Genomic DNA, 13,879 nt, shown 5'->3' on the forward strand with positions numbered 1-13,879 from the left:
TATCAACCAAGTGATCGAATGGCGCTTTTTTTCTCATGTTGGCTGAATCGTTTCAATTCAGCGGGAGAGGAGAACCATGTTCCAGTTATCTGTACAAGATATTCATCCTGGCCAACAGGCCGGAAACAAAGAAGATGCCATTCGACACATTGCCGCTGCGCTGGTACAGGCCGGTAACGTTGCTGAGGGTTACGTCAATGGGATGCTGGCACGCGAACAGCAGACCTCCACGTTCCTGGGTAATGGTATTGCTATTCCCCATGGCACAACTGACACGCGTGATCAGGTATTGAAAACCGGTGTTCAGGTGTTTCAATTCCCGGAAGGTGTTACCTGGGGCGAAGGGCAGACCGCATATGTGGCGATTGGTATAGCGGCAAGTTCTGATGAACATCTCGGCTTGCTACGTCAGTTAACGCACGTATTGAGTGATGACTCTGTTGCTGGTCAACTTAAATCAGCCACGACTGCGGAAGAGCTGCGGGCATTGCTGATGGGTGAAAAGCAAAGCGAACAGCTGAAATTAGATAATGACATGCTGATGCTGGATGTTGCTGCAAATGATCTGGTCACCTTACAGGCGTTGAATGCTGCACGTCTGAAAGAGGCTGGCGCTGTTGATGCCGTGTTCGTTGCTAAAGCTATCAATGAATCTCCGATGCATCTCGGACAGGGGATTTGGCTCAATGATGGTGTTGAAGGCAACCTGGCAAGCGCTGTTGCGGTCAGCCGTGCAGCGAATGCATTTGAAGTGGAAGGGGATCCTGCCGCATTACTGCTGACTGTCGCCATGAATGACGAACAGCCGTTAGCCGTCCTGAAGCGTGTTGCCGATCTGCTGCTCGATAACAAAGCAGATCGTCTGCTGAAAGCAGATTCAGCGACATTGCTGGCGCTGCTGACCAGCGATGATGCGCCGACTGACGACGTGTTAAGTGCGGAATTTGTAGTGCGTAATGAACACGGTTTGCACGCCCGTCCTGGCACAATGTTGGTGAACACGATTAAACAATTTAACAGTGAAATCACGGTGACAAACCTTGATGGCACTGGAAAACCTGCGAACGGAAGGAGCTTGATGAAAGTCGTAGCGTTAGGAGTTAAGAAAGGTCATCGTCTACGCTTTACCGCACAAGGTGAAGATGCTGAACAGGCGCTGAATGCTATTGGCGATGCAATCGCAGCAGGTCTTGGGGAGGGTGTGTAATGAGCAGACGTGTTGCCACTATCACCCTTAACCCGGCTTATGATCTGGTCGGTTTCTGCCCGGAAATTGAACGTGGTGAAGTTAATCTGGTGAAAACCACTGGTCTGCATGCGGCGGGTAAAGGTATCAACGTTGCTAAGGTTTTAAAAGATCTGGGTATTGATGTCACCGTTGGCGGTTTTCTGGGTAAAGATAATCAGGACGGTTTTCAGCAATTGTTCAGCGAATTGGGTATTGCTAACCGTTTTCAGGTCGTGCAGGGGCGTACCCGTATTAACGTCAAGCTGACGGAAAAAGATGGTGAAGTCACTGATTTTAACTTCTCTGGTTTTGAAGTGACGCCAGCTGACTGGGAGCGCTTTGTCAATGATTCTCTGAGCTGGCTGGGGCAGTTCGATATGGTTTGTGTCAGCGGAAGCCTTCCTGCGGGTGTCAGCCCGGAGGCGTTCACTGACTGGATGACTCGCCTGCGTAGCCAGTGTCCGTGCATTATTTTCGACAGTAGTCGTGAAGCGCTGGTCGCGGGTCTGAAAGCCGCTCCGTGGCTGGTAAAACCGAATCGCCGCGAGCTGGAAATCTGGGCAGGCCGTAAGTTGCCAGAAATGAAAGATGTTATTGAAGCCGCACATGCATTGCGTGAACAGGGCATTGCACATGTGGTTATCTCGCTTGGTGAAGAAGGCGCGCTGTGGGTTAACGCGTCTGGTGAGTGGATTGCAAAACCGCCTGCTGTTGAGGTGGTAAGTACTGTAGGTGCTGGGGATTCAATGGTTGGTGGCCTGATTTACGGCCTGCTGATGCGTGAATCCAGCGAACACACGTTACGCCTGGCAACCGCCGTAGCTGCCCTGGCAGTGAGTCAGAGTAACGTCGGTATTACTGATCGTCCTCAGTTGGCCGCAATGATGGCGCGCGTCGACTTACAACCGTTTAACTGACAGCAGGAGAGGCATAATGAAAACGCTGCTGATTATTGACGCTAATCTCGGTCAGGCTCGCGCCTATATGGCGAAAACCCTGCTGGGCGCGGCGGCGCATAAAGCGAATCTGGATATTATCGACAACCCAAATGATGCCGATATGGCTATTATTCTGGGTAGCACTATGCCTGCCGACAGTGCCCTGAACGGTAAAAAGGTCTGGCTGGGTGATATCAACCGTGCGGTTGCACATCCTGAACTGTTTCTGAGTGAAGCAAAAGGTCATGCCAAACTGTACAGTTCTCCGGCTGTTGCTACGCCTGTTCCTGCCAGCGGACAGAAACGTGTAGTTGCGGTGACAGCTTGTCCGACAGGTGTTGCTCATACCTTTATGGCGGCAGAAGCCATTGAAACCGAAGCGAAAAAACGCGGCTGGTGGGTGAAAGTTGAAACCCGTGGTTCTGTGGGAGCGGGTAATGCCATTACTCCGGAAGAGGTGGCTGCGGCAGATCTGGTGATTGTAGCGGCAGATATCGAAGTGGATCTGGCCAAATTTGCCGGTAAACCGATGTACCGTACTTCAACCGGACTGGCGCTGAAGAAAACCGCTCAGGAACTGGATAAAGCAGTAGCAGAAGCCAAACCATATGAACCTGCGGGGCAATCTGCCACTCCAACGGAAAGTAAAAAAGAGAGTGCTGGCGCCTATCGTCACCTGTTGACGGGTGTTTCTTATATGCTGCCGATGGTGGTTGCTGGTGGTCTGTGTATCGCCCTTTCTTTTGCCTTCGGTATCGAAGCGTTCAAAGAACCGGGTACGCTGGCAGCGGCTTTGATGCAAATTGGTGGTGGCTCAGCCTTTGCGCTAATGGTACCGGTACTGGCGGGATATATTGCGTTTTCTATTGCGGACCGCCCAGGTCTGACGCCAGGTTTGATTGGCGGTATGTTGGCTGTCAGCACCGGCTCAGGTTTTATCGGCGGCATCATTGCGGGTTTCCTGGCTGGATATATGGCGAAGCTCATTAGCACTCAGCTTAAGCTGCCACAAAGTATGGAAGCGCTGAAACCGATTCTGATTATTCCGCTAATCTCCAGCCTGGTGGTTGGTCTGGCGATGATCTACCTTATCGGTAAACCTGTCGCAGGTATTCTGGAAGGCTTGACGCACTGGCTGCAAACCATGGGTACTGCGAATGCTGTTCTGCTGGGAGCGATCCTCGGCGGCATGATGTGTACCGATATGGGTGGTCCGGTAAACAAAGCAGCATATGCGTTTGGTGTTGGTCTGCTGAGTACACAAACTTACGCACCGATGGCGGCGATCATGGCTGCGGGTATGGTTCCACCGCTGGCGATGGGGCTGGCAACAATGGTGGCACGGCGCAAATTCGACAAAGCGCAGCAGGAAGGTGGTAAAGCAGCTCTGGTACTGGGACTGTGCTTTATTTCTGAAGGTGCGATTCCGTTTGCTGCCCGTGATCCGATGCGTGTACTTCCGTGCTGTATCGTTGGTGGCGCGCTGACAGGCGCAATTTCGATGGCGATTGGCGCGAAACTGATGGCACCACACGGTGGTCTGTTTGTGCTGCTCATCCCTGGTGCAATCACTCCAGTAGTGGGTTATCTGGTGGCAATTATCGCGGGTACGTTGGTGGCTGGTTTGTCTTACGCCTTCCTCAAACGTCCCGAAACACAAGCAGTAGAAAAAACCGCATAATTCCTCTTCATCATCAGGGCAGAGTCTTCTCTGCCCTTTTCCTTTCCCTGTTCTTATATTCTCTAAATAATTCGAGTTGCAGGACACAACGGCAGTGGCGTTTTGAACAACGCTTGTGTTGGTCCTGAAAGGCTGAGGCCTGAGGCCGATTAACCCGCAGACGCAGCACATGCAACGTGAAGTGTGACAAGTACAATGTGTTACACATCACAACTTTTCCTTTTATTGCTGTATAAGCAACCAAATTTTGTGACCGCCTTCATATCTGGCTTATTTCGCTTTTTCTGATCGATTTACATTACATTAAACAGGTCTATTATGAACACGTGTTTAAATCTGAACATGTGCTCTAATAGTCTCATCTTTCATAAAGACTATTTTACCCAATTTCTTCGTTGGCAATTTATTGCCAGGGGGCGTGCTATGCGCGAAAAGGACTACATAGTAATTATTGGTTCGGCGAATATTGATGTGGCGGGGTATTCACACCAGTCATTGAATTATGCGGATTCTAATCCCGGAAAAATAAAATTTACCCCAGGCGGTGTGGGGAGAAATATCGCTCATAATCTGGCGTTGCTGGGAAAAAATGCCTGGCTTTTAAGTGCAGTGGGCGGTGATTTCTATGGACAGTCATTACTGGCGCAAACTAATCAATCTGGTGTTTATGTCGATAAATGCTTAATTGTGCCGGGTGAAAATACCTCCAGTTATTTATCGTTACTCGATAATACCGGAGAAATGCTTGTTGCTATTAATGACATGAATATTAGCGACTGTATTTCAGCGGAATTTCTGTCTCAACATCAGGAATTTATTCGTGGTGCAAATGTTATTGTCGCGGATTGCAACCTGAGTGAAGACGCGATGGCCTGGGTTATGCAGAATGCCGGGGACACACCTGTATTTATTGATCCAGTATCGGCGTGGAAATGCGTCAAAATCCGCGATCATCTGAGCAAAATTCATACTCTGAAACCTAACCGTCTTGAAGCTGAAACACTGAGTGGAATTGCACTGTCTGGGCGTGAAGATGTCGCAAAGGTCGCTGCCTGGTTTCATCAACACGGCCTGAACCGCCTGGTGCTGAGCATGGGCGGTGATGGTGTTTATTACAGTGATATCGGCGGTGAAAGTGGCTGGTCTGCGCCGATTAAAACCAATGTCATTAATGTTACCGGAGCAGGTGACGCCATGATGGCGGGGCTGGCCTCCTGTTGGGTAGATGGGATGTCGTTTACCGATTCTGTTCGATTTGCGCAAGGATGTTCGTCAATGGCACTTGCCTGTGAATATACCAATAACCCTGAATTATCAATTGCCAATGTTACATCGTTAGTGGAGAACTCCGAATGTCTGAATTAACTCTGTCCCCTGAACTATTACAAATATCTGCCGAAGTACAAGAAGCTTTAAAAAATAAAAAACCGATTGTTGCTCTTGAATCAACCATTATTTCGCATGGTATGCCATTTCCGCAAAATGCTCAGACGGCAATTGAAGTAGAAGACACAATTCGTAAAAATGGTGCTGTACCTGCAACAATCGCCATTATTGGTGGTGTCATGAAAGTCGGTTTGAGCAAAGAAGAAATTGAATTGTTAGGCCGTGAAGGGCATAACGTGACGAAAGTCAGTCGCCGTGATTTACCTTTTGTCGTTGCCGCAGGGAAAAATGGTGCGACCACCGTTGCTTCAACGATGATTATCGCGGCACTGGCAGGAATTAAAGTATTTGCAACGGGGGGTATTGGTGGTGTGCATCGCGGTGCGGAACATACCTTCGATATTTCTGCCGATTTACAGGAACTGGCAAATACTAATGTCACCGTTGTTTGTGCCGGTGCAAAATCTATTCTCGATTTAGGATTAACAACAGAATATTTAGAAACCTTCGGTGTGCCGTTAATTGGCTATCAGACAAAAGCGCTGCCTGCGTTTTTCTGCCGTACCAGCCCATTTGAAGTCAGTATTCGCCTTGATAGTGCCACGGAAATCGCTCGTGCAATGGCAGTGAAATGGCAAACCGGTTTGAACGGCGGCCTGGTAGTGGCGAATCCGATCCCGGAACAGTTTGCGATGCCGGAGGAATCTATCAATGCAGCCATAGATCAAGCCGTCGCCGAAGCCGAAGAGCAGGGCGTTATTGGTAAAGAAAGTACACCGTTCCTGCTGGCTCGTGTTGCTGAGCTGACTGGCGGTGACAGCCTGAAATCCAACATCCAACTGGTGTTCAACAACGCCATTCTGGCGAGCGAAATTGCCAAAGAATACCAGCGTCTCGCGGGTTAATTTCTGACGGGCAGAAAGCCGTCGCCCGTACTGATCATACATACCGAAACCTGGCGCTTGCGCCGGGTTTACTGGCATGAAAGGAAAATCATTATGGATATAATGAGAAGTTTGGTGGGTATGGTGGTATTGCTGGCAATTGCATTCTTATTGTCAGTGAATAAAAAGCGTATCAGCGTACGCACGGTCGGAGCTGCATTGCTGCTGCAAATCGCTATTGGCGGAATCATGCTCTATTTTCCACCCGGATAATGGGCAGTAGAGCAGGCGGCATTAGGCGTTCATAAAGTGATGTCTTACAGTGATGCCGGTAGCGCCTTCATTTTTGGTTCGCTGGTTGGGCCGAAAATGGATGTCCTGTTTGATGGCACAGGCTTTATCTTCGCCTTTCGCGTACTTCCGGCGATTATTTTTGTCACTGCGCTCATCAGCCTGCTGTACTACATTGGCGTGATGGGGCTGCTAATCCGCATTCTTGGCAGTATTTTTCAGAAAGCCCTCAACATCAGCAAAATCGAATCTTTTGTTGCGGTTACCACTATTTTCCTTGGGCAAAATGAGATCCCGGCGATCGTAAAACCGTTTATCGATCGCATGAATCGCAACGAGTTGTTTACCGCAATTTGCAGCGGGATGGCGTCCATTGCTGGTTCGATGATGATTGGTTATGCCGGAATGGGCGTACCAATAGACTACCTGTTAGCGGCATCGCTGATGGCGATCCCCGGTGGTATTCTGTTTGCGCGTATTCTTAGCCCGGCAACCGAGCCTTCGCAGGTGACATTTGAAAATCTGTCGTTCAGCGAAACGCCGCCAAAAAGTTTTATCGAAGCGGCGGCGAGCGGTGCGATGACCGGGTTGAAAATCGCCGCTGGTGTGGCGACGGTGGTAATGGCGTTTGTGGCAATTATTGCGCTGATCAACGGCATTATCGGCGGAATTGGTGGCTGGTTGGGTTTTTCCAATGCCTCTCTGGAAAGTATTTTTGGCTATGTGCTGGCACCGCTGGCGTGGATCATGGGCGTGGACTGGAGTGATGCCAACCTTGCGGGTAGTCTGATTGGGCAGAAACTGGCGATTAACGAATTCGTCGCTTACCTGAGTTTCTCCCCATACCTGCAAACGGGCGGCACGCTGGAAGTGAAAACCATTGCGATTATCTCCTTTGCGCTTTGTGGTTTTGCTAACTTTGGTTCTATCGGTGTTGTCGTTGGGGCGTTTTCGGCTATTTCGCCAAAACGCGCGCCGGAAATCGCTCAGCTTGGGTTACGGGCGTTGGCAGCAGCAACGCTTTCCAACCTGATGAGCGCGACCATTGCCGGGTTCTTTATTGGTTTAGCTTGAGTTTCATTGCCGGATGTACGCGCTTATTAAGCGTTGCATCCGGTAATCGCGTACTATTCCAGATTATTTTTTACTGCATCATCCCGGAGAATTTATTCTCCGGGTCCATCTCCATCTCCAGCGCCAGCCCTAACAACTGCTTTCTGTTTTTAATTAAATACCCTTTCTTACTTTTAATTAATAAACCGTCGTGAATGAATTGCGCGAGAACATATAAAAGATGTCGATAAGAAACACCCAAATACTCTGCAGCTTGCGTATGCTTTTCGTGATAAAGATCACCTTCCTGCGAGAGTAATATAAAAGCTGCCAGGCGATTCACTAACGGAAATGATTGATTCTGAGTTAAAGAAACAATATTGCGATAATTTTTATGGCTTAAAGTAACGCAGAGTTTTCGTAAAAATAGCGTGTCGTTTAATAACAGCGGACGGTAATGTTTCATGGGGAGTGCAAGGCACCAACACTCTTCAATCGCCTGCACCGCACGTGGTTCATGGTCTTTATCGATTAACTCAATCTCACCAATAAAACAGGGGGCGGCAAAGAAATCGATCAGCGACACGCGACCATTTGCAAGCGTGGCGTAAAGCCTGGCGCGGCCTCGCGTCAGGTAAAACAGCCATGACGGCTGTTGCCCTTCCTGCACAATGTAGTCACGTGCTAAAAAATGAAACAGCCGTGCATCGGCTGAAACATCCGTTGAAAAGCAATCCTTAAATGCGGATTCGTTAATCAGTTGTTGCTTCAATTCATTATTGTGGATTTCTTTCACGATGTTTATCCGCTATGAGATTTCTCATATTTAGCATACGTACGCTGTTGTTAAGATTCAATCATCGGCCGGTAGAAATTTCTTTGCTGTAGCAAAAATAACGCAACTGGAAACAGAGGAAATAAACAATGGAAAAGAGAAAGATTATTCTGGATTGTGATCCTGGTCATGATGATGCTATTGCCATAATGATGGCGGCGAAACATCCGGCGATTGATTTATTAGGTATCACCATTGTGGCGGGTAATCAGACGCTTGATAAAACATTAATTAATGGCCTGAATGTTTGCCAGAAACTGGAGATTAACGTTCCGGTTTATGCGGGGATGCCGCAACCCATTATGCGTCAACAAATCGTTGCCGATAATATTCACGGTGAAACCGGACTGGATGGCCCGGTATTCGAACCGCTGACTCGTCAGGCAGAAAACACCCATGCGGTGAAATATATCATCGATACCCTGATGGCAAGCGATGGCGATATCACTCTGGTGCCGGTTGGTCCGCTTTCAAATATCGCGGTGGCAATGCGTATGCAACCCGCAATCCTGCCAAAAATCCGTGAAATTGTGCTAATGGGCGGCGCTTACGGTACTGGCAACTTCACCCCTTCTGCCGAGTTCAACATCTTTGCTGACCCGGAAGCGGCGCGAGTGGTGTTCACCTCCGGCGTTCCATTAGTGATGATGGGCCTCGATCTCACCAACCAGACCGTTTGCACTCCGGACGTGATTGCACGGATGGAAAGGGCAGGCGGCCCTGCCGGAGAGTTGTTCAGCGACATCATGAACTTCACTCTGAAAACCCAGTTCGAAAACTACGGTCTGGCTGGCGGCCCGGTACATGACGCCACCTGTATCGGTTATCTGATTAACCCCGATGGTATTAAAACCCAGGAGATGTACGTCGAAGTGGACGTCAACAGTGGCCCTTGTTACGGGCGTACCGTCTGCGACGAGCTGGGCGTTCTTGGCAAGCCCGCCAATACCAAAGTCGGCATCACTATTGATACCGACTGGTTCTGGGGATTAGTCGAAGAGTGCGTGCGCGGCTACATCAAAACCCATTAAGTGTTGATAACAAGCCGGGACAGTATCGCAAGATGCAGGCCCGGCTATTTCTGATGGGCAGAAAGCCGTCGCCCAAAATGACATGAAGAGATAATAACTATGGATGTCATGAGAAGTGTTCTGGGAATGGTGGTACTGCTGGCAATTGCGTTTTTGCTGTCAGTAAACAAGAAGAAGATCAGCCTGCGTACCGTTGGCGCGGCGTTAGTGTTACAGGTCGTGATTGGCGGCATTATGCTTTGGTTACCGCCAGGGCGTTGGGTCGCAGAAAAAGTCGCTTTTGGCGTGCATAAAGTGATGGCGTACAGCGACGCAGGTAGCGCATTTATCTTCGGTTCTCTGGTTGGACCGAAAATGGACACCTTATTTGATGGCGCAGGATTTATCTTTGGTTTCAGGGTATTACCGGCAATTATCTTCGTTACAGCACTGGTGAGTATTCTCTACTACATCGGTGTGATGGGGATCTTAATTCGCATTCTCGGCGGTATATTCCAGAAAGCTTTAAATATCAGCAAGATCGAGTCATTCGTCGCGGTCACTACCATTTTCCTCGGGCAAAACGAAATTCCGGCAATCGTCAAACCCTTTATCGAGCGTCTGAATCGCAATGAATTATTTACAGCGATTTGTAGCGGGATGGCCTCGATTGCTGGTTCGACAATGATTGGTTACGCCGCACTGGGCGTGCCTGTGGAATATCTGCTGGCGGCATCGTTAATGGCTATCCCAGGCGGAATCTTGTTTGCCCGCCTGTTAAGTCCGGCTACGGAATCTTCGCAGGTTTCCTTTAATAACCTCTCTTTCACCGAAACACCGCCAAAAAGCATTATTGAAGCCGCTGCTACAGGGGCAATGACCGGGCTGAAAATCGCTGCGGGTGTGGCGACAGTGGTGATGGCATTTGTCGCCATCATTGCGTTGATCAACGGTGTTATCGGCGGCGTTGGTGGCTGGTTTGGTTTTGAACATGCCTCGCTGGAGTCCATTTTAGGTTACCTGCTGGCCCCGCTGGCGTGGGTGATGGGTGTTGACTGGAGTGATGCGAATCTTGCCGGAAGTTTGATTGGACAGAAGCTGGCGATTAATGAATTTGTCGCTTACCTCAATTTCTCACCCTATCTGCAAACGGCTGGCACTCTCGATGCTAAAACCGTGGCGATTATTTCCTTCGCGTTGTGCGGCTTCGCTAACTTCGGTTCTATCGGGGTGGTTGTGGGGGCGTTTTCTGCGGTTGCGCCACACCGTGCACCGGAAATCGCCCAGCTTGGTTTACGGGCGCTGGCGGCGGCGACACTTTCTAACCTGATGAGTGCGACCATTGCCGGGTTCTTTATTGGGCTGGCGTAGTGCACAATTTGTATGCCGGATAAGACATTCTAAGCGTCGTATCCGGCATCATATTCAGGCCATCTGCAACAAATAAAGCGCGTTATCGGCAGACAGGGTAGGGTTGTTTATGCTGCCACTGGCGCGCGATAACGCCGCGCAGGCCATAGCGAAATGGGCGCTGTCGCGAAAGCTGCTTCCTTCCAGAAAACTGTAAATCAGCCCTGCCATAAAACCATCGTCAGCACCAAAACTGTCTACTATCGTATGCTCTGGCGCAGTCAATAAAAATTGCTCGCCGTCCTTTTCGCTGCAAAAAACAGACTCATCTTTCAGGTAAACAAAAATACGTTTAACACCTTGCTGATGTAGTGAATTTACAGCGCTGATGCGATCATCGTCATCTTTAATTGGCTGTCCCCACAAAATTTCCAGTTCATTTTGTGTCGGTTTCAGGGTGTGGATCCGGCTGTACCAGGTTTTCACTTTGCTCGCTTTAAATTCGGAAACGGTGTCAATGAATACCGGAATTTCATCAGCGATGGTAAAGACCCATTCCAGTGCTTCGGCGGTGAGGTTACAGTCTGCCAGCACCACACCAGCATGACGAATCAGGTCTCGTGAAGCATTGAGCAGTTGCGGCGTCAGCTGTTGCAGGATATGCGTATCATTGATTGCCAGTACAGTTTCCTCCTGCATATTGGCGATAGCGAGATAAGTTGCGGTGCTGTGCCCATGCAGGCGAATACAGCTTGAAACGTTCACACCTGCACGGCGCGTCTCTTCCAGCAATGTCTCACCATAAAAATCGTTACCAATAGCCGAAATCAAATGCACATCCCGACCAAGCAGAGCCAGGTTATGAGCGATATTGCGACCAACGCCGCCCGCTGAACAGTGAACAGTACCCGGATTCGATGCCGCCTCCGGGTAGTGGATATCCGCCATTCCACGAATATCCATATTGATTGCCCCCACAACCACACAGTAATCCTGCTCGGTAAGGATATATCCTTTGCCTTTAATCAGACCTTTACGCATCAAATCCATAATATGAGCGGCAACGCGCGAGCGGCTGATTTGCAGAATATCGGCTATTTCATTCTGTTGAATCAGTGGGTTGCGCCGCAGAATTTTAAGAATCTGCTTTTCCCTGTCGTTCATTGATCAGGCCACCGCTTTTTCAGTTTGTTGCGCTTTTAGCCAGGCGATTTCTTCTGCCCAGATATCCGGGTTAATTGTTTCGAGAATCAGTGGAATACCGTCGAAACGCGCATCCTGCATAATCCAGCGAAACGCATCGTGGCCGATATTGCCCTCACCGAGACTATGATGACGGTCGACGCGGCTGCCAAACGTACTTTTCGCATCGTTAAGATGCATACCGCGTAGATACTTAAAGCCGACAATGCGTTCAAACTCAGCAAAAGTTTTTTCGCATTCAGCGGGAGTGCGTAAATCGTATCCGGCAGCGAAGGCGTGACAGGTATCGATACAGACGCCGACGCGAGATTTATCTTCCACACCGGCGATAATCGCGGCGAGATGTTCGAATTTAAAACCTAAATTGCTGCCCTGACCGGCGGTGTTTTCAATTACAGCCGTCACGCCTTCGGTTTTATCCAGTGCAATGTTAATGGATTCAGCAATACGTGCCAGGCAATCCTCTTCGGAGATTTGCATTAAATGGCTGCCAGGGTGGAAGTTGAGCAAAGAGAGACCCAGTTGTTCGCAACGTTGCATTTCATCAATAAATGCATCGCGTGATTTCTCCAGGGCTTCAGCAACCGGATGTCCGAGGTTAATCAGATAACTGTCGTGGGGAAGAATTTGTGCCGACGTGTAGTGATACTTTTCGCAGGCAGCTTTGAATTCATCGATGGTTTGCGTCGTGAGCGGCGCGGCACGCCACTGACGTTGGTTTTTGGTGAACAAGGCAAACGCGGTTGCGTCGATTTCGGCGGCGCGAATTGCGGCATTTGCCAGACCGCCAGCAGCACTAACGTGCGCTCCAATGTATTTCATGCGAGGACTCCTGTTAAACCCGCTGGAGGAAAACGGTAATGATAGCGGGTTAACAGGAGCAAGATGTAGTGGTTTATGCGATGATGCTTTGAATTACAAAGTTAATCGCAGCACCACCAACAATCAGCCAGGCAAACAGTACCAGTGCCATCAGCAGAGGTTTTGCCCCGGCTTTTTTCAGCGCGCTGACGTGAGTGGTCAGACCCAGCGCCGCCATCGCCATTGCCAGCAGGAAGGTATCCAGCGTTACCAACATGTTCACCACGCTCTGCGGTAACAGGTGGAACGAGTTAAAGATGGCAACTACGATGAACAAGATGGCAAACCACGGAATAGTGATTTTGCTTTTCTCGCCGCTGTTCGCCCCAGACAGCTGTTTAACACGCGCCGCCAGCAGGATGAGGAACGGAGCCAGCATCATCACGCGCAGCATTTTGGAAATAACTGCTGCGTTTTCTGCATCCGGGCTGATGGCATGACCTGCTGCCACCACCTGCGCCACTTCGTGCACAGTAGAACCAATGTAGATACCGAAAGTTTCCGGGCTAAACCATTGAGTCATCAGCGGATATATCGCCGGATAGAGGAAAATCGCGACGGTCCCGAAGATAACGACGGTTGCAACAGCCACGGTTACTTTACTGGCTTCCGCTTTCACTACCGGCTCAGTCGCCAGTACCGCGGCAGCACCACAGATACTGCTACCGGCACCGATCAACCAGCTGGTATGCTTATCCAAACCAAACACTTTCTGCCCCAGGAAGCAAGCCAGCAGGAAGGTACTGGACAGCGTCAGCACGTCAATGATGATCCCACTGATACCAACATCGGCAATTTGCGAGAACGTCAGACGGAAGCCATAAAGAATGATACCCAGACGTAATAAATATTGCTTGGCAAACAGCACACCACCGTCACAGCTTTTCCAGATGTGCGGATAGATGGTGTTGCCTAAAACCATCCCCAACAAAATTGCGAGGGTGAGGGCACTAAACCCGGCACCCGCAACCGCGGGAATGGAACCACCCCACAGGGCGGCCCCGGTAATCACTGCACTCAGGGCAAGCCCCGGTATAAAATGCCACACTGTACGACGATGATTCTGTAAGGTGATATTTGACATAACCTTCTCCTTTATCCGGGCATTAAGGTTACGGCGATCTGGTTTAAAAATAAAATTGATTATATATTTATAATT

11 protein-coding genes and 1 pseudogene are annotated in these 13,879 nt (G+C 49.5%); 8 read left to right on the forward strand and 4 right to left on the reverse strand.

Features of this window, described 5'->3' with window-relative positions; translation table 11 throughout:
• The first annotated feature begins 76 nt into the window (after window positions 1-76).
• The 6 genes and pseudogenes from fruB to K0335_RS15355 all read left to right on the forward strand — a co-directional run bounded on the left by fruB (window position 77) and on the right by K0335_RS15355 (window position 7,482).
• The gene (fruB, locus tag K0335_RS15330; protein WP_000487296.1) at window positions 77-1,207 is read left to right on the forward strand and encodes a fused PTS fructose transporter subunit IIA/HPr protein; all 1,131 of its coding nucleotides are present in this window, start codon (window positions 77-79) and stop codon (window positions 1,205-1,207) included.
• Window positions 1,207-2,145: a 1-phosphofructokinase gene (gene fruK, locus K0335_RS15335; RefSeq protein WP_000091256.1), complete on the forward strand. Its 939-nt coding sequence runs from the start codon at window positions 1,207-1,209 to the stop codon at window positions 2,143-2,145. The genes fruB and fruK overlap by 1 nt, the downstream gene beginning before the upstream one ends.
• 16 nt (window positions 2,146-2,161) lie before the next feature.
• On the forward strand, window positions 2,162-3,847 hold the full coding sequence (gene fruA, locus K0335_RS15340) for a PTS fructose transporter subunit IIBC (RefSeq protein ID WP_104919415.1): 1,686 nt from the start codon (window positions 2,162-2,164) through the stop codon (window positions 3,845-3,847).
• A gap of 423 nt (window positions 3,848-4,270) precedes the next feature.
• On the forward strand, window positions 4,271-5,212 hold the full coding sequence (locus tag K0335_RS15345) for a pseudouridine kinase (RefSeq protein ID WP_104919416.1): 942 nt from the start codon (window positions 4,271-4,273) through the stop codon (window positions 5,210-5,212).
• Window positions 5,200-6,138 carry a pseudouridine-5'-phosphate glycosidase gene (psuG, locus tag K0335_RS15350; RefSeq protein ID WP_001293152.1) on the forward strand — a complete coding sequence of 313 codons (939 nt, stop codon included), beginning with the start codon at window positions 5,200-5,202 and terminating at the stop codon, window positions 6,136-6,138. Before K0335_RS15345 ends, psuG begins: the two co-directional genes overlap by 13 nt.
• Before the next feature lie 93 nt (window positions 6,139-6,231).
• A pseudogene (locus K0335_RS15355) lies at window positions 6,232-7,482 on the forward strand (NupC/NupG family nucleoside CNT transporter).
• Window positions 7,483-7,552: 70 nt separating this feature from the next.
• Here K0335_RS15355 and K0335_RS15360 read toward each other — a convergent pair.
• Window positions 7,553-8,257, reverse strand: a complete 705-nt coding sequence (locus K0335_RS15360) for a transcriptional regulator YeiL (protein ID WP_104919418.1) — start codon at window positions 8,255-8,257, stop codon at window positions 7,553-7,555.
• A gap of 128 nt (window positions 8,258-8,385) precedes the next feature.
• Between K0335_RS15360 and rihB the strand changes: the two genes are divergently transcribed.
• Window positions 8,386-9,327, forward strand: a complete 942-nt coding sequence (rihB, locus tag K0335_RS15365) for a ribosylpyrimidine nucleosidase (protein ID WP_000415422.1) — start codon at window positions 8,386-8,388, stop codon at window positions 9,325-9,327.
• Between the two features lie 99 nt (window positions 9,328-9,426).
• On the forward strand, window positions 9,427-10,677 hold the full coding sequence (locus K0335_RS15370) for a NupC/NupG family nucleoside CNT transporter (protein WP_104919419.1): 1,251 nt from the start codon (window positions 9,427-9,429) through the stop codon (window positions 10,675-10,677).
• 54 nt (window positions 10,678-10,731) lie between these two features.
• Here K0335_RS15370 and K0335_RS15375 read toward each other — a convergent pair whose 3' ends face one another.
• The 3 genes from K0335_RS15375 to K0335_RS15385 all read right to left on the reverse strand — a co-directional run bounded on the left by K0335_RS15375 (window position 10,732) and on the right by K0335_RS15385 (window position 13,804).
• Window positions 10,732-11,820, reverse strand: a complete 1,089-nt coding sequence (locus tag K0335_RS15375) for a sugar kinase (protein WP_000999811.1) — start codon at window positions 11,818-11,820, stop codon at window positions 10,732-10,734.
• A gap of 3 nt (window positions 11,821-11,823) precedes the next feature.
• Entirely contained in the window at window positions 11,824-12,681 is an 858-nt protein-coding gene (gene nfo, locus K0335_RS15380) for a deoxyribonuclease IV (protein ID WP_000873874.1), read from the reverse strand.
• Between the two features lie 73 nt (window positions 12,682-12,754).
• Window positions 12,755-13,804 carry a YeiH family protein gene (locus tag K0335_RS15385; protein ID WP_000065815.1) on the reverse strand — a complete coding sequence of 350 codons (1,050 nt, stop codon included), beginning with the start codon at window positions 13,802-13,804 and terminating at the stop codon, window positions 12,755-12,757.
• Between the last annotated feature and the right edge of the window lie 75 nt (window positions 13,805-13,879).

This window comes from Escherichia sp. GZ89, from assembly GCF_019366485.1.
In the GTDB taxonomy this organism is placed as follows: Bacteria; Pseudomonadota; Gammaproteobacteria; order Enterobacterales; family Enterobacteriaceae; genus Escherichia; species Escherichia fergusonii.